Raw genomic sequence first — 17,628 nt, forward strand, 5'->3', positions numbered from 1 at the left:
CATCGCGCGCAAGCGCGCTCCCACAGGTCGTGGGCTATTTCGCGACCAGCAGGTTCGCGAGTGCCTGCGCTTGCTTGCGGATCTCCGGGATCGCAGTGGACTCCCACAGGGTTCCGCGTAGCAGGCTACCGATGGCGAACAGGTTGCCGCGGGGCTTGCCGTTGCCGTCGAGCAGGTGTCCATCCGGTTGGGCGGCGAGGCCAAGGCCCATGCGGTCCGGCGTCACCAGGTCGTCGATGACCAGCTGGCGCATGAGCGTGTGGTCCGTGCGCAGCGTGTCGGTATTCAGGCCGACCGTCTGGATAACGATGTCGTAGGTCTCTGTGACCGTTTCATCCGACCCGGTGAGGCGGCGGACGACGTCGAGGTCGCCATCCATGCGCAGCGAGACCGACTGCATGCGGCCGCGCAGGCGCTGGAGTTTGCCGGTGGCTTCCAGTGCGTGCACCTTCTTGTCGACCTGCGGCGGCATGCGGTGGCGTGCACGTTCCCAGGCCCAGCGGGCGTGGCGCAGGAAGCGCGCGCGTTCACTGTCGGGCAGTGCCTGCCACAGGCCCTGCGTATGCGGACGCATGCCGTCGACCACGGTGCGCCAGTCATCGGCGTTGGTAGCCGCGTCGCGCAACTGATGCAGCCAGCCGCGGATGTTCGGGTCGTCGAGCATCTGCTCGGCGAGTTCGTTGCCATCGTCACCCGGCGCGGAGGCCGCGGCGAGGTGCGGTTCCGGCATATGCCCATGGCGCGACAATGCGGTAAACCGTGCCTGCGGCCAGCGCGCCGAAAGCTCGAGCACCACATCGACGGCGGTCAGGCCGAGGCCGATGACGAGTACCCGCAGCGGACGGTCGTCGGCTTCCGCGGCGGCAAGGTACGGCCACGGGTCGGTGACGTAACGGCCGCTCGCCAGTGCCGCGTCGTCGACGCCGGCCAGCGGCCGCGGCGGAAGCGAGCCAATCGCAAGCACGGCGGCTTGCGCGTGGGCTTCCTCGTCGCCGTAACCGACGGTGACACCTTCGCTGGAGGGCACGAGCGACTCGGCGGAAAACGGAATGAGGTTGATATCGTGGCCGAGCGCCTTTGCGTTCTTCATGGCGGCATCGACGCGCGACTGCAGGAAGTCGCCATACAGGCGACGGGGCAGGAAATCGGAACCCTTGACCTCCGGCTTGGAGGCCTGCGCGTATTCGAGGAAGCCACCGGGCTTGCTGACGAACATGCCCATGGACGCGGCGCGCACGTTAAGCAGGTGGCGGTCGGAAGGCGTGCCATAGGCGACGCCGCGACCTGGCTGCGCGCTACCCGCGAACCAGGTCAGGTGCAGTGGCTTGGGCGTCCTGCGCTCGAGGAGCTCGCTAACCAGCGTCGCCGCTGCCGCGCCACCGCCGATGATGGCGACTTTTTGAAACATGTGTTCTGGTCCTTCGCCCGTGGGTTGGGGTGAGGGCCGTGAGACCGTCAGGCCGTCAGGCGTCCCGCGATGATCGATTGCCTCGGTCGTGCGATCCAGTGTCCGGAGGGACCGGGCTGCTCATACGCGAGGTACTGTGCCAGATCACCACCGTACACGTGAAGCGTGAGCGCCGTGTCATGCCGCGACAAATTGCGGCAGCGATGGGCGTGCTCTTCGACGCCTTCGAACCAGGTGGCATCGCCCGGGCCAAGCCAGGTGCGGCCGACGCTACGCAGGGTTTCATCGGTGCCGTCCTTGAGGAACGACTCAACCTCGAGCGCGCCGGCGATCGTGGCTTCCAGGCCCCAGAGACCACCGTGGTCGTGCACCGGGGTGGCGTAGCCGGGCGGCCACGCCATGACCAGCACGCTTACGGCCGGCTTCGTCCGCTCGGCCAGCATCCAGCGCTCGAAGCCGCGCCGGCGCTCGCGCAGGGGGCCAAGGGCGGCCGTGACCTCGTCGTGGCGCGCATGCAGGGCGCTGCCCAGCTCCCGGCCCATGGAGGCCAGGTCAGGCACCGCCACGTCCGAATGATCGAACGCGATGTCCCGCAAGGTTTTGATGATGGAAGAACGCTTACCCATGGAACGGGCCGCCCCCGTAAATCGACTGGCGCCAGTGGAGCATGCGACCTGTTAAACATGCGTAACCCCGGTCTTTCACCCCCGCTTTAAACCCTTTGCCGGGAGGCCGCATCGAACCTGTGCACCGCCCACCTGGCGGCCGATGCACGGAGACACACCATGCTTGTCCTGACCTCGCTCGTCGTCCTCTTCGCCGGTTTCTGGCTTGCCTTCGCCCTGGTGGGCGCCATGCTCAAGCTGGTCTTCGGCATCATCGGTGGCGTGTTCCATATCGTCGCCAGCCTGGTGGGTGCCGTGGTCGGCGGCGTGCTCATGCTGGCGATCGCCCCCGTCGTCGTGCTGGCGCTGTTGCCGGTGCTGCTGCCGGTAGCGCTCCTTGTCGGCCTCGTCTGGCTGATCGCCCGCGCCAGCCGCAAGCCCGATGTCGTGGTCATGCCCGCCTCGCGGTAACGGAATCCGGCGTAGGAGCCCACCCTGTGGGCGACGCCGTTCGCGAAGAGGCCACACGCCCTGCGGCGGTATCGCGAAAGATGTCGCCCACAGGGTGGGATCCTACGATTCAGATCGAATGCAGGTCGAAGGTCACCGGGATTCGCGCCCACGCCTTCACGTGCTGTCCGTTCTGCACCGCCGGCTGGAATCGCCAGCTGCCCAGGACCTGGTTGCGCGCCGCGTCATCCAGCACCTTGTGGCCACTGCTGCTTTCGACGACCACGTCGAGCGGCTTCCCCGCTTCGTCCACCAGCACCCGCAACGTGACGGTCCCTTGCATGCGGCCGCGGATCGCCTGCTGCGGGTATTTCGGTGCGGGCGCCGAGACGTAGGCGAGGTTGGTTTCCACCGGCGCGGCTTCCGCTACGGGAGCGGCTGTCACAGGTGCCTCGACGACCGGCGGTGCCTGGATCGTCCCTTCATCGGACGTGGTGGTGACCGCTTGCGGTGGCGGCGTGACCTCGCGCACCTTGACCGGGGTCCTCGGCACGGCCTTCGGTACGGGCTTCAGCTCGATGTCGGGAACCGGCAGCGGTTTGGGCGGCGTGGGATGGCTGATCAGCGTGATGCTGGGCGGGGTGGGCGTGAACGTGGCGATCTGGGCGGCCATCGGCCGCATGACGGCGATGAGCGCGGCGGCGTTGAGGGCTATCGCCGCGCTCATGGCGGCGATGCGGACGGTATCCGGGTGAATGCCGGACAGGGCCTGCGGACGAGCGAACGACATGAGCGACCTCCTTCGATGTGGGTGAAGGTGATGCGTAGTAGTTGCGTGTTGTGTGGGCGGGAACACGGCCAGTGGGGACTGGCGGGGATCGTGTTCAGGTCCGGGTCCAGATTAGGCAGGGTCCGAAGGAACTTGCAATAGTTTCATTTGGACGGCTATTTCCGTTAGCGCTGACCGAATGCCGCCGTCTATCGCGGGCAAGCCCGCTCCCACAAGAGCAGGCCAACGTCTTTTTGTGGGAGCGCGCTTGCGCGCGATCGCCCCCACACGAGCGGGCCAAGGCGTCGTGTGGGAGCGCGCGTGCGCGCGATCAACGCCTCAATGCGCGACAAGCATCGGTATATCGGAATGCATGAACAGGTGCCGGGTGGTACCACCCAACACCAGTTCCGAGAGCCGCGAACGCCCCCATGCACCCATCACGATGAGATCCGCGCCCGCGTCATGCGCGGTCTTCAGCAGTTCGGGACCCGGAGCCGACAAGGCGCCCTCGTCGAGCTCGCGCACATCGGCCTTCACCCCGTGCGTTTCCAGCCAGCCGCAGATATCCGTGTCGGGCAGGGCGCAGGTGCCGATCTCTTCGTCGCGGCTGCCGTCAATCACGGTCACCGTGCCGGCCTTGCGCAGCAGCGGCAACGCCGAGCGCACCGCAAGTGCCGATTCCCGGCTGCCGCTCCACGCCACGAGCACGTTCCCACCCAGGCTTTCCACCGGGGCGGTATCCGGTACGACCAGCACGCCACGGCTGGCGCCGAACACGGTCCGCGAGACCACGCCGAAGCCGATGGGTGCATCGCCGCGCATGGTCGAGGAGCGTTCCATCACCACGAGGTCATAACCCGCCGACGCGTGGGTGAGGAGGGTGACCGTATCGCCGTTGCCGACGCGCCATTTGCCCTTCAGCCCCTGGGACGCGAGCAGGTCGGCCCAGTCGGCGGAAACCGCGCGCGCCTCGGTGGCACGCTGGCGCACCGCGTCGAGTTGCATGGGCACCGCCTCGGGCACGGTGAAGGCCGCCGCGGGCATATCGACCACATGCAGCGCATCGAGCCGGGCACCGATGCGCGAGGCCATGGCCAGGGCGGCGCGGAGGCCGGCACCCTGCAGGGGCAGGCGCGGAACGTTGAGGAGGAGTTCGAGGGTCATGCCCGCATGGAACACCGGCTGGTGGCGCGAGGCAAGTCCCCGTTGCGAACGTTTCGCATCGGGGCGTGGCATGGGTTACCCTCGGAGACCACTTTGTGCACCGCGGAATGACCATGACCCTCGAAAGCGCCCACCCGCGCTACGGCTTTGGCGAAGAGCTGGCGAGCAGCGTGATCCACGGCCTGGGCATTGTCCTGAGCATCGCGGGGCTGGCGATCCTGGTGGCGTTTTCGGCCCTGTATGGCGGTGGGACGCGTGCGGTGGTCGCGAGTTCGGTGTTCGGCGCGACGCTGATCCTGCTCTACACCGCCTCCACCCTGTATCACTCCATCCCGGGCGGCGTGGCGAAGCGCGTGTTCCGCACGCTGGATCACATCGCGATCTTCCTGCTGATCGCCGGAACCTATACGCCGTTCACGCTGCTGGCCTTGCCGGGCGCGTGGGGCTGGGGACTGTTCGGCACGATCTGGGGCCTGGCCCTGCTGGGCAGCGCCGCCGAGCTCGGCCTGCTCAAGCGGTACCGCAAGGCGGCCGTGGTGATGTACGTGCTGATGGGCTGGGTGGCGATCGTCGCGATCGAGCCGCTGCGCGAGAACGTCCAGACGGGCGGGCTCGTGTTGCTGTTCGCCGGCGGCGTGGCTTACACCGCCGGCGTTCCGTTCTACGTCGCACGCCGCCTGCCGTACGGCCACGCGATCTGGCATCTCTTCGTGCTGGCGGGCAGTGTGTTGCACTACCTGGCGATCCTGCTCTACGTCATCCCCGACGCCGGCCGCTAAGGCAGTTGTAGGAGCCCACCCTGTGGGTTGTGGGAGCGAGCTTGCGAGCGATGGCGCCGCGAAAGAGCATCGTTCGCAAGCTCACTCCCACAAGATGTCGCCCACAGGGTGGGCTCCTACCGGTCACTTCTTTTTCTGCTGGTCCGGGATAAAGCGGGTGCGTACCGCTTCGGCCAGCAGGTCGGGTGGCAGCAGGCCCTGTGCGATCAGGAAATCATTGAAGGCCTTGCGGTCGAACTTGTCGCCAAGCTGCACCTGGGTTTCCGCGCGCAGCTGCAGGATGCGCGAGTAACCGTAGAAATAAGCCGTCGCCTGGCCCGGCGAGTTGAGCGTGTAGCGATCGAGTTCCTGGCGAGCCATCGGTTCGGAGAGGCCGACGTCATGCACGAGGATGTCGTGGGCGCGCTCGCGCGTGACAAGGCCCAGGTTCAACATCGGATCGAGGAACGCACGCGCGGCACGCAGCAGGCGGAACTGCAGGGCGATGAACTGGCCCGCCGGCGGCTCGTACGGCACCATCTCGGCTTCCGCATATAGCGCCCAGCCTTCCACGTTCACGCTGTTGAAGGCGAACAGGCTGCGGGTCAGCGATACGCCTTGTTCCACCATGGCGGCGAACTGCAGCTCGTGGCCCGGGCGGCCTTCATGGGCGGTGAGCGTCCATGCGGCGGCTTCGAAGGTGAAGTCGTCGTACATCTGCGAGGCATCGCCGTTCGCCGGGGGATTACCCGTCGTCAGCACGAACGTGCCGCGCTGCCCGGTGTTGTTGATGAAGGGCGGTGGATCCATGTGCGGCGCCGGCGTACGCGCGTTCTCCGCTTCCGAAGCCAGGCGCATCGCGAGCTCACGCTTGGGCAGTTCAACGATGCGCTGCTTGCGGATCGTATCTTCGATCTTGCCAATCACCGTGTGGTAGGTCGGCACGACCTGGTCCTTGGCCAGCTGCTTCTTCTTCAGCGCTTTCAGCACATCGCGGTAGTCGCCATCGGGCAGCCCTTCGGCCTTTGCCACGACAGGCGCGAGCTGCTGCAGCGCGTACGAGGTTTCCATGAACTCGAGCTCGGCGCGGTCGATGAGATCACGCGGCGCGATATCGAGGCCGACCTGCTCGAGGTTATAGGCGTACATCGCCTCGGGCAGGCGGAAATCGGTGCGTGCGCGTGGCACCACGGTCTTCTGCACCCAGGCGTTGTAATCCTTCAACTGCTTGTCGAGCGCGGCCATCGCCGCGTCCGTGCCGCTTATCTTCTTCTCGGCGAAGAGCTTGCGGATGCCATCGACATAGCGCTGGGTGTTGCCCAGTTTCTGTTCGACATCGGCCTTGACCGGGCCGAGCAGCTTCTTGTCACCCAGCTTTTCCGTGGTGCGCGCCTTCGCCTCGTCGACCAGCGGCGTGCAGCCCTTCGTCAGGCCCACGTAGCAGTTCAGGCGCCCAAGTGCGGCCTTGTTCTGCTCGGGCGTGCTCTCCGCGTTCAGCAGCGAGAACTCGCCGCTGAAGATCATCTGCCCGGCGTCGAACCACGGCAGCATGTACTTGTCGTTGAGGTCGATGCCCTTGATGTTGCCATCGATCTGCTTGATGAGGATCTGCAGGTCCTGGTGGACGTTGGGATCCTTTTCCTCGGCCAGGCGCTTCTGCAGTTTCCCGCGCACCTCGACCAGCGCGGCACGCTGGCGCTTGTCCACGTCGGGGCCGAGGTCGGCCGTCTTCTCGTCGTAGCCCTTCACGCCGATATCGGTCGCCGATTCGGGGCTGAACTTGGCCGTGAGGTCCAGCAGCAGCTGGGCGTCGGCGTTGCTGCGTGCGATCCAGGCCGGCTGGGCCGCTTCGGCGTGCAGGCTGCCAACCGCGAACGTGATCGCGGCGGCAAGGGTCAGGCGTCGGAACATGGGCTTCTCCCCGGGTGAGTGTCCGGAGACTAGCCGGGACCCGGTGGGCCCGCCATGTGCCACCGGATGGGTCAGGCGAGCAGCAGCGCCACGCCCGCCATGCCCAGCATGAGGAACGAGATGACTACCTTCGCCAGCATGCCGACGAGCATGCCTACCCAGGTGCTGACCCCGACATGGGCCGAACGGAGGATGCTCTTGCCGGAACTCAGCTCGCCCACCACGGCGCCCGCGAACGGCCCGATGATGAGACCGGGGATGCCGAAGAACATGCCCACCGTTGTCCCGATCCCCGCACCCCACAGGGCGCGGGGCGTGGCTCCGAGCTTCTTCGCCCCGAGCGAGGCGGAAACGAAATCGAGCGCGACGCCGACGGCGCCGACGATGCCGATGGCGATAAGCCAGCCCCAGCCAAGGTGGTGGTATTCATCGACGGCGGCCGCGAGCCAGATGCCGCCAAAGATCATCGGGATGCCGGGGAGCACGGGGAGGATCGCACCGGCGATGCCGCCTACGATCAGCAGTGCGGAAAGCAGGTACAGGCCAAACTCCATCAACGGAACGCCTCGCGGTATTCCGGCTTGAGCAGGGCCACGAACGCATCGCTGGGCACGTCCACCGCCTGCGGCCCGGCCACGTAGGCGGCCACCTGGTAGGGCGGGAAGATGAAGGTGAGGCCGTGCACCTTGTCGTCAGGTCCTGTCAGGAGGCTGAAAACGCGGTAGTGGTCCTTGCCTGGTGCGGTGCCTTCCTCGATGAGCCGCGTGTCGGATGCCAGCGGCTCGTCCTGGTCATCGAGCTGGGTGATCAGCTGGCGGCGCGCCTCCGAGGCGAAGACGTGTTCGGCGGCGTCCGGGTCGGCGAATAGTTCGCGGATCCCGACGACCCGGTCGGCTTCCTTGTCAAAGGTGAAGCTATCGACGATCGGCGCCGGGTGGGCGCCGCCCGTGAATGCCTGGCCATCCACCTGCACATTGATGAAGCGGTCGGTACGGGCGGAAATCGCGATATCCAGGTTCAGGTCCCACGGAATCTCCCGCGCACGCGAGCGGGCACCAGGGGCATCCAGGCTATCCAGGAAGGCGCGCTTCTGCCCATCGACATAGCGATCGATGGCATGGCGCAGCGGGCCCGCCTTCGCCGGCAGGGTCGGGAGCGAAAGCTCCATGGTGTAGAGGCCATCCTGGCCGGAACGGTTATCCTTGTCGGCACTCGCCTGCGGCGGCGGTGGCGTTTGTCCGCCGTTCGTCCGGTCGGCGCCGTCGCGACAGGCGGCGAGCCCGGCGGTGGCGATGACCAGCGACAGGATGTGTCGCACCAGCATTTCGGCATTCTCTCCCTGCGAGGCTCGCATCTTAGCGTAGACACCGCATGGCGCAGAGAGCGTCAACGTAACGAAGGAACAGCGTGCAGAACGCGATGACGGAAACCGTCACCCTGCTCAAGGCCGATGAACTTGGCCGCATCGAACGCGTGGAGCGCGATGGCGTCCTGCTGATCCGCCGCGATATCGCGGCCGCGCGCTGGTGGGCGCGCTGGTTCGCCCGGCGTGCGGCGGCGCGCGAGGCGCGAGCGCTCGCCCGGCTGGAGGGCGTGGATGGCGTGCCGCGGCTGCTGGCGTGGAACGGCCGGGTGCTCGAGCGCAGCTACATGGCGGGTGAGCCGATGCAGGTAGGGCGTCCGCTGGATCCGGCCTATTACCGCGATGCACTGCGCCTGCTAGCCGTGCTGCACCGCCGCGGCATCGTGCATAACGACCTGGCGAAGGAACCGAACTGGCTGGTGCGCGAAGACGGCACGCCGGGCCTGGTCGATTTCCAGATCGCGTGGACGCGTGGGCGGTGTGGCGCGCTATTCCGCGTGCTGGCGCGGGAGGACCTGCGCCACCTGCTGAAGCACAAGCGCACTTATGCGGCGCATCGGCTCTCGGTGAGGCAGCGCAGCATCCTCGACCAGCCCGCGCCGCATTCCCGCCTGTGGCGGGCCACAGGCAAGCGGCTGTACAAGCTGATCGCCCGGCGGGTGTTTGGCTATTGGGATAACGAAGGCCAAGGCCGAATCCGGAAATAACCTGTCGCAGGAGCCAACCCTGTGGGCGAAATCTTTCGCTGGAGAAACACAGGTCGTGCGGCATCGCTACGAACGGCGTCGCCCACAGGGTGGGCTCCTACCAAGCCATCGCGGCTTACTTCTCTACGAAGGCCCGTTCGATCACGTAATCACCCGGCTCGCGGGTGCGTGGGGAGGCCTGGAAGCCTTCGCCATCGAGCAGGACGCAGATGTCGTCGAGCATCGAGGGGCTGCCGCAGAGCATCACGCGGTCTTCGGCCGGATTGAGCTGGGGCAGGCCGGTCACGCGGGCCATTTCGCCGTCGGCGATGGCGTCGGTGATACGGCCACGGTTGCGAAATTCCTCACGCGTAACCGTCGGGTAGTAGATGAGCTTCTCGCGGACCAGGTCGCCCAGGTACTCGTGCGCCGGCAGTTCCTTCTCGATGTAATCCGAGTAAGCGAGGTCGTTGACGTGGCGGACGCCGTGGGCGAGCACGATCTTGTCGAAGCGCTCGTAGGTCTCCGGGTCGCGGATGATCGACAGGAACGGCGCCAGGCCCGTGCCCGTGCCGAGCAGGTAAAGCCGCTTCCCCGGCTTCAGGTCGTTGAGCACCAGGGTACCGGTGGGCTTGCGGCTCACGATGACCGGGTCGCCCGGCTTCAGGTGCTGCAGGCGCGAGGTCAGCGGGCCGTCCTGGACCTTGATGCTGAAGAACTCCAGGTGTTCCTCGTAGTGCGCGCTGGCGATGGAATAGGCGCGCATGAGCGGGCGGCCATCCACTTCCAGGCCGATCATGACGAAGTGACCGCTTTCGAAGCGGAAACCCGGATCGCGCGTGGTGCGGAAGCTGAAAAGCGAATCGTTCCAGTGATGTACGTCGATGACGTGCTCGGTCGCCAGTGCCACCATGGTGTGCGTTGCCTCTGAACAAATAGGGACGAAGCCACCGCGCCCCGCGCGGCAAGCCGTTGGATCAGCTGGGGAAGCGACCCGTAGGCCGCGCTGCCTGGCGCGTGGCGCCGCTCCCCGTGGGGTGGGTGCGGGCTCAGGCGTATAAGGATACGGCATCCCGGGGATTCCCGCCGGAGGCGAGCGGGAGGCCTCGTGGGAGCGCGCTTGCGCGCGATGGGCGGCGCCGCGGACCCCATCGCGTGCAAGCACGCTCCCACAGGGCGTCTTACAGGCGTCTCGGGGTGGTCTAAGATCCACCATTCCCTTCCAAGGATGTCCCCCCATGACACGACCCGAATACACCCCGGGCCCGGCCTGGACCTATCGCACCCGCCCGGGCGAGGAGTCCTCGCGGGTCGTCATCCGCAAGAAGGACGTCGAGCCGGAGGACGGGGAGGTTTTCCACATCTCGATCCTTGGCGTGAAGCTGCGCAACCACAAGGTGCCGGGAGGCCTGCAGCCCGCCATGCACCACGCGGCGGTCGCGCGGGCGACCCTGGATAACAGCCTGCTCGAACCGGACGGGGCTGGCGATGATGACGAGACCTGGCGCGATGGCTACGCGGTCTGGCGCCAGGCGTACGACAACGGCGACGCGGGCGTCTTCGACATCCAGGTGGCTGAGATCCTCGGCTACATCGAAATGGTCGTCGCCGCGTCCGGCGAAGCCTGACAAAAAAAGAGCGCCCTATCCTCCCGGAGCCAGCAGGGGAGGTGCTGGAACCGGGAGGCGGGCGCAAGCGTCACACAGGGATCGGATGAAGCGGTTTTAGAAGTCGTACGAGACCGACAGGCGGGCGTAACGCGGATCCTGCGTAATCAGCGGAGCGCGGTAGTACGGGTGCGGCGTACCGCGCGACTGCCACTCGGTCGGATAACGGAAGATCGCACGCTGCTGGTTGGTCACGTTGAACACGTTGGCCGAGAACGCCAGGCGGTCGCCACCCCAGGTCGGGCGGTAGGTCAGGCCCAGGTCCCACTGGTAGGTCCACGGCAGGCGGCCCTTGTCACCCGGGGGCGACGGCTGGCCATCGCACCAGTGGTAAGCGGAGCCGTAATGCGCCGGGTCGGTCTGGCCCGGGCCGTAGTAGCCGAGGCAGACTTCCGGGGCGCCCGAGGCGATCTGGAAGTTGCTCGACAGCTGCCATTCCGGTGCGAACTGCCAGAAACCGTACGCCTTGAACACATGCGGGTGGTCGTTACCCAGCGGGCCGTTGGCGTAGTTCATGACATAGCTGTTATCCCAGTCCATGCTGCCGGCGGCGCCGTTCTGGCGGGAATCCGTACGCGACTGGCCCTCGGTGTTGCCGTACGAGCGCGAATACACGTAATCGAACTTGCCGTACCACGTGCCATCGAACTGGTGCTCGGCGTAAAGCTCGACGCTGTAGTACTTGCGGCGCGTGGCGGGCATGCCCATTTCCTTGCGCGACAGGTCGACAGTGAACGGGTTGCCTGCCGGGTCGAGCAGGGTGAACGTGTTGCCGTGGCCACCGTTGACCAGGTAGCAGCTGTTGGTCGAGCCGACCGTGTGGCCTTCAGCGATGGCCTTGTTCGTGACGAGGTCGATATCGCAGAAGTCGTCGATGACCGTGTTGAGCTTGCGGTAGGTCAGCTTCGAGCCGTAGGTCCAGTTGTCACCGAAGGTCTTGTCGAAGCCAAGGATGTATTCATCCTGGTTCTCGGCCTTAAGGTTCTTGCCGGCGACGGTGCGCGGGTCAGGCGGGATACCGTACGAGTTGTTACCCGATACGACACCGCTCATCTGGGTCAGGCCGGTCGGCGTGCCGTCGGCGGCGATGCCCGAGTAGGTGTAGAACTGCTGGGTCGCGGTGTAACCGGCGGCCGCACCCGTCGCCGGGTTCAGCGGCAGGCCGAGGTAGTAACGGCCGGCGTTGGCGTACAGCTTGAACGAACCATCACCATTCACGTCCCACGTGGCGCCCAGGCGCGGGGCCCACTGCGGACGGGTCTGCTTGATGAACGGCTGGCTGAACTGGTTGTAGTCGGTGAACTGGTCATTACGCAGGCCGACCGAGACGAGCCAGCGGTCGCTGACCTGCCACTTGTCCTCGATGTACTGCGCTTTCTGGTCGGAACGCACGTTGACCAGGTTGTAGACGACGTTCTTGCTCACCCAGTAGCCGCCCTGGCCGTTCGGGAACAGGCCTGGCGCCGGCACGAAGTTGCGCCCCGGGGTGTTGTCGATGGCCTCGTTGGGATCCTTCTGCACACCATAGTTCCAGGAGTAGCCCGGGCCCGGGCTGAAGGTGCCGAAATCGAGGACCTGCGACTTGACGTTGTCGATACCCGCCGAAAGTGTGTGGTCGCCAGCGACATACTGCACGTCGAAGCGGAGGTTGTTCGACTTGTTGCCGCGGCCCGGCGAGCTGATATCGCCAACCTGGGTATTCTTGATCGCGCTGCCACCATTGAGCGCGGGGTTCTGGTTGCCCGAACCGTCGACGCGCGCCAGGGTCGGATCGTAGTTGCCCGCCTGGTCATAGTTCTTCACCGACATCTTGCCGTACTGGGCGCTGATGGTCAGGTTATCGGTGATGTAGCCGGTGTACTTCGCGTTCCAGAAGTCGCCGCCGACCTTGGTGTCGTTGAGCGGACCGATGGTGTTGGTGCGAACCATGTCGACGTAGTTGTAGCCGTAGCGCGTACCGCTGGCCGAACGCTTGTCGCCGACATCCGTGAACTCAAGGATATTGTTGTCGTTGATGTTCCAGTCGAGCTTGGCGTACCAGCGCGGGTTCTCGTAGGTCTTGGTCTGGGCCGGCGTGCTGCTGTCGACGGCATTCACGTCGCGCGTGCCGGTCTTCTCGAACTCGGTGGCCAGGAAGAAGAACAGCTTGTCCTTGATCAGCGGGCCGCCGGCGTAAGCGCTGACCGTGGTGGTCCACTTATCCGACTGGCTCTTCGGCTGGTACAGGTCGCCCGCGGGCGCGGAGGCCGGGGTGTTCGTGTAGTGGATGTTCGGGCCCGATGCGCGTGCCCAGTTCGGCTCCCACAGGATCTGCGCGCCGAAGTGCCATTCGTTCGTGCCGCGCTTACCGACCTGGTTGATCACGCCGCCGTCGGAACGGCCGTACTTGGCGCTGTAACCGCCGGTGTAGATTTCCTGCTGGTCGATCGCACCGTACGGCAGCTGCAGGCCGCCGGCCGCGTTGAGCGGATCGGTGGTGTTGAAACCGTTGACGTAATACGCGTTCTCGTTGGACGCCGCGCCGCCGAAGCTGGCGAGCGGACGGCCGGTGTCGCTGGTGAAGCCACCGCCGTTGTTCACGACGCCCGGTGCCAGGCGCGCCACGGCTTCGGCATTGCGGCCGAGCGGCAGCTTGGCGAGCTGTTCGGAGGTGATCACGGTGCGCGAGTCGACGGAGGTCACGTCGATCGGCGGCAGCGCGGTACCCGTGACGGTGACGCCGCTCAGCGAGGTCGCGTCGGCGGACGTGGCGGGGGCAGCCGCGGCGAAGGAGACGTCGGTGCTGGCGTTGACGCGCAGCTGGACGTTCTTGCGCGAATCCACCGGCGCGCCATCGCGCATGAGCGTGACGGTGTAAGTGCCGAGCGGCAGCTGGGTCAGCGAGTAGTGGCCGCGGTCATCGACGGCGGTCTCGCGGCGGAAGCCCGTGGTGCTCTCGACCACGACGGACTGCTTGCCGTTGGCCGGCACGGAGCCGTTGAGGTTACCGGTGGTCGACTGCGCGTAAGCGGTGCCGACGCCACCCAGACAGGTGGCCATGGCGATGGCCAGTGCGGTCCTGCGATTCAGAAACTGGTACTTCATGCCTTCCCCGAATGGTCAATGCCGAAAACAAACGGCAACACGGGGCCGTAGCCGCGGGTACGTGCCCGCCGCTTTCGTTTGCCGGAGCTATGAAGAGCCCCTCCCCGCGCTCCGTCGCAAATAATCCATTTGCCTCGATCCAAATGGATTGCCCGGGAAGGTGTACAGCAGCCCAGCGGGGATGTCCAGCATCGAAAGGGTACATGCGCCTGGCCGTTTAGCCGTCCGAATGAAATGCGGCATTGCAGCAGAAAATTAGGTAACTATGGGTATTTGTGCACTTTCATGGCCTGTCGTCCGCGCCATGAAAACGATTACGCAAGTACCCAGAAAAAGCCGAAAGAATATTTCGAACGAAGCTGCGGAGCGCCACCGAATGACCCAGAACGGCTCAATTTGGATCGTGCGAAATCTCATTCTTGCTGCGATTGGCCGCTTATGATCCGGGTATAATCAAAAACTAGCCGCCGGATTCTGCGAAAAACAGGTGCGTTCCAGCATGCCGGTGAACCAGGCATGGATACGAAAGGCGCCGGCGAGGGCGATGAGGGCAGGGTCGAAACAACACGCAAGGTTCTGCAAGCTGGGGGCCGCCTGTTCGAAAGCCCGCGCAACGGGCCACTTGCCAGCCTCGGCGCAGAACATAGACTAGGCGGGTATCGGGGGACGTGGTGGAAGCAGGGCTGGCATGAAGATCGATCGCGGTAGCGGCAAACGTGCCGGACCGGTGATGCTCAGCGAGGTCGCCGCGCGGCTGCGCAATCCGCGCATCGACCGCATCGTGGCGAGCTTCCGCGAGCATCACGTATCGCTCGTGCGTACCGTCCTGCTCGGCTTCATCGTGGTATGGACCGCCGCATGGCTGCACGGCCCCGTGCCCATGGCGCACGAATCGCACACGGCATTTCCCCTGGCCCTGACGCTGTTCGTCGTGAGCACCTTCTGGATGCTGTTCCTCCGGGCCGGCTGGCTGAAGGAGACCGACCGGCTCGACGCGGTGGGGCAGGTCGCGAATTTCGCCATGGCCGCCCTGTTGCTGAAGGCGGGCTTCATGCTCGTCATCACGGTCACCGCCGTGCTCCCGTTCCTCTCCGTCGCCGTCGGCATGCGTTATAGCCGGCGCGCCTTCGCCGCGAGCGTCGTGGCCTCGGTGGCGATACTCGCCGTGGCCGCTCCCGACGGCTACTGGATCGGTCGGCCCGCGTATGCGCTGTACGCGCTTGCCCTGACCGTCGTGCTGCCGATGACCCTCTATCGCATGATCGATGCGCTGCGCGAGGTCTCCGCCGAAGCGATCGCCTCGCGCGAAGCGCAGCACCGGTTCATCTCGATGATGAGCCATGAGATGCGCACGCCGCTCAGCACGGTGATCCACGCTGCATCGCTCATCCACACCACGCTCCTCAACGATGACCAGCGCCGGCTGGTCGCCCTGCTTTCGACCAGCGCGAACGCGCTGCTCCACCGTGTGAACGCCGTGCTCGACGTCGCGTCGTTCGCCGGGGGCAGCTTCACCCTGCGACAGCACGCGTTCGCCTTCGACGAGGTGCTCGCCACGGTGGGCGCGGTCTGCCGTCCTTCGGCGGCCGAGAAGCGGATCGGCTTCAGCGTCTCGCGCGATGCGTCGGTGGAAGGCGTCTTCATGGGCGATCCGGGCCGTATCGAGCAGGTGCTTTCCAACCTGGCCTCGAACGCGCTGAAGTTCACGCCCCCGGGCGGGAGCGTGGATGTCCGCGTGGAGCTGACCGAGGGCGTCGGTGGCCGCGATCCGATCATCACCTGCACGGTGACGGATACGGGCATCGGCATCGCCGATACCGACAAGCAGCGGATCTTCGATCCGTTCCAGCAGGTGAGCGTGGGTGAGAGCCGGCGCCAGGAAGGCGTGGGCCTCGGGCTCTACATCGTGCGCAATGTCTCCGGGCAGATGAACGGCCACCTCGAGGTGAACGACAACCCGATGGGCGGTTCGGTGTTTACGTGGCGCTTCCCCATGCCGCGCGCGGCGCACGGTGCAAGGAGCATGGCCGACGTGCCACTGGTGGAACTGCTCGATGCGCACCGGACGCGCGTCACGCCGCAGACCTGCCTCGTGGTCGACGACAACGCTTCGAACCGCGAGATCGTCGGCCGTATCCTCGAACGCGCAGGGCACCGGTGCGTCTTCAGCGCCAGCGGCGACGAGGCGCTGGCGAGCCTGGAGCACAGTGCGTTCGATCTGATTTTCATGGACCTGCACATGCCGGGTAGCTCGGGCTGGGACGTGCTGGGCCGGATTGAGGTTTTGCGGCGCACGCAGGCCGTGCCGCCCATCGTGATGCTGAGTGCCGACTCCAGCCAGGATGCGGTGCGCATCGCGTTCAAGGCCGGCGCGCGCGCCTACCTGACCAAGCCCATCGCTGCGCAGCGCCTGCTCGATATCATCGAAGCCATTGCCGCCGAGCGCTCGCTGGCGACTGCAGCGAAGGCATGGCAGCCGGAACTGCCCGGTATCGAACCACGCGTGGGCCACACGACACCGCTCGATGAAATGCGAGCCCTGGCGAGCCCGGCGGAATTCGCCAGCTTCCTCGACCTGTGTTCCGAGGCGTCCGACGGGCATGTTGATGCGTTGCGCGAGGCGATGCTCGGTGGCGACATCGCGGCGGCATCGGAATCGCTGCACGCGTTGCGCAACGTCCTCGGTAACCTCGGCGTGCCCGGTGCAGGCCGCGTCTGCGATGACCTGGGCGTGCTGATCGACGCGGGCGGCGATATGTATCCGGCTGTGTCCGAACTCGATGCCCTGTGCCGCTCCGTCGGGCATTACGTCACCTTGCAGCGACGCCAGGCGGGCGCGCCGGCGGATTCGGCCGCATGACGTCGCTGGACGCGCTGGCGCAGGACATCGCCCGGCGCGAGCTGGCCACGCCGTGCCTCAAGCCCGACAACGAGGCGCGCATCGTGTTCGCCGACGGCGTTCCGCACGAGCGGCAGCCCCTTGCCGTCGTCTACGTGCATGGCTTCACCGCGAGCCAGGCCGAGGGCGACCCGGCGCACCGCGCGCTGGCCTCCGCATGCGGCGCGCACCTGTACGCCAACCGCCTGCACGACCACGGCACCGACGCACCGATGGCCATGGCCGGTGCTTCACCGCAGGCGTGGCGTGACGATGCGGATGCCGCGCTCCGGATCGGCCTGGAACTCGGCGAGCGCGTCGTGCTCGTCGCTACCTCCATGGGCGGCTCGCTGGCGCTGGACCTGGCGGCGGAGCATCCGGACAAGGTCGCGGCCCTCATCGCCTGGTCGCCGGGCATCCGCGTTTTCGACGAGGAACAACTGCGTGCCGCGACGCTGCTGGAAGGGCCGGTGATCCCGCCCGGCGATCGCAGCGCTTATCAGCGGCAGTACTGGTCGTCGGTGGTGCACTCGGATGCGTACCGCGCGATCGCCCGCCTGTTCGTCGAACGCATGCAGCCAGAGCATCTTGCGAAGGTGGCTTGCCCCGTCCTTGTCGGCGCCTGGGATGGTGGTGCGGGCGATAGCGATACGCTGACCTCGGTCGCGGCCATGCGCGAAGCGTTCACCTGGCTGGGGACGCCGGCCTCCGCGCGGCAATTCATCGCCTACGACCATGCGGCCCATGTGCTGGCCAACCCCAACCGCTCCCCCGCGGCCGGCCGCGTACTGGCCGACGCGCTGGGCTTTCTTGCCATGCATGGGCTGGGCGAAGCACCCATCGGCCATAGGTCGAAGCGACTCGGCCTCACGTAACCGCTAT

The 17,628-nt window shown here is 66.2% G+C and carries 15 protein-coding genes; 6 read left to right on the forward strand and 9 right to left on the reverse strand.

What is annotated here, in order from left to right:
- Positions 1-34: 34 nt before the first annotated feature.
- A complete protein-coding gene (locus ACTHLF_RS19780) occupies positions 35-1,408 on the reverse strand; it encodes an FAD/NAD(P)-binding protein (protein ID WP_440329717.1) in 1,374 nt (457 codons plus the stop codon).
- Between the two features lie 47 nt (positions 1,409-1,455).
- The gene (locus ACTHLF_RS19785) at positions 1,456-2,034 is read right to left on the reverse strand and encodes a cysteine dioxygenase (protein WP_440329719.1); all 579 of its coding nucleotides are present in this window, start codon (positions 2,032-2,034) and stop codon (positions 1,456-1,458) included.
- 159 nt (positions 2,035-2,193) lie between these two features.
- On the opposite strand from ACTHLF_RS19785, the gene ACTHLF_RS19790 reads away from it, so the two are divergent.
- On the forward strand, positions 2,194-2,484 hold the full coding sequence (locus tag ACTHLF_RS19790; protein WP_440329721.1) for a hypothetical protein: 291 nt from the start codon (positions 2,194-2,196) through the stop codon (positions 2,482-2,484).
- 109 nt (positions 2,485-2,593) lie between these two features.
- Here ACTHLF_RS19790 and ACTHLF_RS19795 read toward each other — a convergent pair whose 3' ends face one another.
- Together ACTHLF_RS19795 and ACTHLF_RS19800 are read right to left on the reverse strand one after the other, a co-directional pair.
- Positions 2,594-3,253 (reverse strand): energy transducer TonB, encoded by a 660-nt coding sequence (locus tag ACTHLF_RS19795; RefSeq protein ID WP_440329722.1) that lies wholly within the window; start codon positions 3,251-3,253, stop codon positions 2,594-2,596.
- Between the two features lie 318 nt (positions 3,254-3,571).
- On the reverse strand, positions 3,572-4,471 hold the full coding sequence (locus tag ACTHLF_RS19800; RefSeq protein ID WP_440329723.1) for a universal stress protein: 900 nt from the start codon (positions 4,469-4,471) through the stop codon (positions 3,572-3,574).
- A gap of 35 nt (positions 4,472-4,506) precedes the next feature.
- Here ACTHLF_RS19800 and trhA point away from each other — a divergent pair, with 35 nt between their 5' ends.
- The gene (gene trhA / locus ACTHLF_RS19805; RefSeq protein WP_440329725.1) at positions 4,507-5,178 is read left to right on the forward strand and encodes a PAQR family membrane homeostasis protein TrhA; all 672 of its coding nucleotides are present in this window, start codon (positions 4,507-4,509) and stop codon (positions 5,176-5,178) included.
- Positions 5,179-5,301: 123 nt separating this feature from the next.
- Here trhA and ACTHLF_RS19810 read toward each other — a convergent pair whose 3' ends face one another.
- The 3 genes from ACTHLF_RS19810 to ACTHLF_RS19820 all read right to left on the reverse strand — a co-directional run bounded on the left by ACTHLF_RS19810 (position 5,302) and on the right by ACTHLF_RS19820 (position 8,392).
- Positions 5,302-7,068, reverse strand: coding sequence for a DUF885 domain-containing protein (locus ACTHLF_RS19810; protein ID WP_440329726.1), 1,767 nt, complete (start codon positions 7,066-7,068; stop codon positions 5,302-5,304).
- A 71-nt stretch (positions 7,069-7,139) separates the two neighbouring features.
- A complete protein-coding gene (locus ACTHLF_RS19815; RefSeq protein ID WP_440329728.1) occupies positions 7,140-7,622 on the reverse strand; it encodes a DUF456 domain-containing protein in 483 nt (160 codons plus the stop codon).
- Positions 7,622-8,392: a DUF3298 domain-containing protein gene (locus ACTHLF_RS19820; RefSeq protein ID WP_440329730.1), complete on the reverse strand. Its 771-nt coding sequence runs from the start codon at positions 8,390-8,392 to the stop codon at positions 7,622-7,624. The genes ACTHLF_RS19815 and ACTHLF_RS19820 overlap by 1 nt, the downstream gene beginning before the upstream one ends.
- A 95-nt stretch (positions 8,393-8,487) precedes the next feature.
- Between ACTHLF_RS19820 and ACTHLF_RS19825 the strand changes: the two genes are divergently transcribed.
- Positions 8,488-9,138 carry a serine/threonine protein kinase gene (locus tag ACTHLF_RS19825; RefSeq protein ID WP_440329762.1) on the forward strand — a complete coding sequence of 217 codons (651 nt, stop codon included), beginning with the start codon at positions 8,488-8,490 and terminating at the stop codon, positions 9,136-9,138.
- 115 nt (positions 9,139-9,253) lie between these two features.
- Here the strand turns inward: ACTHLF_RS19825 and ACTHLF_RS19830 are convergent, their stop codons facing one another.
- Positions 9,254-10,030 carry a ferredoxin--NADP reductase gene (locus tag ACTHLF_RS19830; protein WP_440329732.1) on the reverse strand — a complete coding sequence of 259 codons (777 nt, stop codon included), beginning with the start codon at positions 10,028-10,030 and terminating at the stop codon, positions 9,254-9,256.
- 325 nt (positions 10,031-10,355) lie between these two features.
- Between ACTHLF_RS19830 and ACTHLF_RS19835 the strand changes: the two genes are divergently transcribed.
- Positions 10,356-10,745, forward strand: a complete 390-nt coding sequence (locus tag ACTHLF_RS19835) for a hypothetical protein (protein ID WP_440329734.1) — start codon at positions 10,356-10,358, stop codon at positions 10,743-10,745.
- A gap of 96 nt (positions 10,746-10,841) precedes the next feature.
- Here the strand turns inward: ACTHLF_RS19835 and ACTHLF_RS19840 are convergent, their stop codons facing one another.
- Positions 10,842-13,868 carry a TonB-dependent receptor gene (locus tag ACTHLF_RS19840; RefSeq protein ID WP_440329736.1) on the reverse strand — a complete coding sequence of 1,009 codons (3,027 nt, stop codon included), beginning with the start codon at positions 13,866-13,868 and terminating at the stop codon, positions 10,842-10,844.
- A gap of 688 nt (positions 13,869-14,556) precedes the next feature.
- Here ACTHLF_RS19840 and ACTHLF_RS19845 point away from each other — a divergent pair.
- A complete protein-coding gene (locus ACTHLF_RS19845) occupies positions 14,557-16,728 on the forward strand; it encodes an ATP-binding response regulator (protein ID WP_440329738.1) in 2,172 nt (723 codons plus the stop codon).
- The gene (locus ACTHLF_RS19850; RefSeq protein ID WP_440329739.1) at positions 16,725-17,621 is read left to right on the forward strand and encodes an alpha/beta hydrolase; all 897 of its coding nucleotides are present in this window, start codon (positions 16,725-16,727) and stop codon (positions 17,619-17,621) included. Before ACTHLF_RS19845 ends, ACTHLF_RS19850 begins: the two co-directional genes overlap by 4 nt.
- The last annotated feature ends 7 nt before the right edge of the window (positions 17,622-17,628 follow it).

The organism is Luteibacter sp., from assembly GCF_051958795.1.
In the GTDB taxonomy this organism is placed as follows: Bacteria; Pseudomonadota; Gammaproteobacteria; order Xanthomonadales; family Rhodanobacteraceae; genus Luteibacter.

Bases quoted from the DNA above. Each gene is read 5' to 3' on its own strand.
- ACTHLF_RS19850 (WP_440329739.1), top strand. From the start codon at position 16,725: ATGACGTCGCTGGACGCGCTGGCGCAGGACATCGCCCGGCGCGAGCTG.
- ACTHLF_RS19820 (WP_440329730.1), bottom strand. From the start codon at position 8,392: ATGCTGGTGCGACACATCCTGTCGCTGGTCATCGCCACCGCCGGGCTC.
- ACTHLF_RS19815 (WP_440329728.1), bottom strand. From the start codon at position 7,622: ATGGAGTTTGGCCTGTACCTGCTTTCCGCACTGCTGATCGTAGGCGGC.
- ACTHLF_RS19810 (WP_440329726.1), bottom strand. From the start codon at position 7,068: ATGTTCCGACGCCTGACCCTTGCCGCCGCGATCACGTTCGCGGTTGGC.
- ACTHLF_RS19780 (WP_440329717.1), bottom strand. From the start codon at position 1,408: ATGTTTCAAAAAGTCGCCATCATCGGCGGTGGCGCGGCAGCGGCGACG.
- ACTHLF_RS19785 (WP_440329719.1), bottom strand. From the start codon at position 2,034: ATGGGTAAGCGTTCTTCCATCATCAAAACCTTGCGGGACATCGCGTTC.
- ACTHLF_RS19830 (WP_440329732.1), bottom strand. From the start codon at position 10,030: ATGGTGGCACTGGCGACCGAGCACGTCATCGACGTACATCACTGGAAC.
- ACTHLF_RS19790 (WP_440329721.1), top strand. From the start codon at position 2,194: ATGCTTGTCCTGACCTCGCTCGTCGTCCTCTTCGCCGGTTTCTGGCTT.
- ACTHLF_RS19795 (WP_440329722.1), bottom strand. From the start codon at position 3,253: ATGTCGTTCGCTCGTCCGCAGGCCCTGTCCGGCATTCACCCGGATACC.
- ACTHLF_RS19825 (WP_440329762.1), top strand. From the start codon at position 8,488: ATGACGGAAACCGTCACCCTGCTCAAGGCCGATGAACTTGGCCGCATC.
- ACTHLF_RS19800 (WP_440329723.1), bottom strand. From the start codon at position 4,471: ATGCCACGCCCCGATGCGAAACGTTCGCAACGGGGACTTGCCTCGCGC.
- ACTHLF_RS19840 (WP_440329736.1), bottom strand. From the start codon at position 13,868: ATGAAGTACCAGTTTCTGAATCGCAGGACCGCACTGGCCATCGCCATG.
- ACTHLF_RS19845 (WP_440329738.1), top strand. From the start codon at position 14,557: ATGAAGATCGATCGCGGTAGCGGCAAACGTGCCGGACCGGTGATGCTC.
- trhA (WP_440329725.1), top strand. From the start codon at position 4,507: ATGACCATGACCCTCGAAAGCGCCCACCCGCGCTACGGCTTTGGCGAA.
- ACTHLF_RS19835 (WP_440329734.1), top strand. From the start codon at position 10,356: ATGACACGACCCGAATACACCCCGGGCCCGGCCTGGACCTATCGCACC.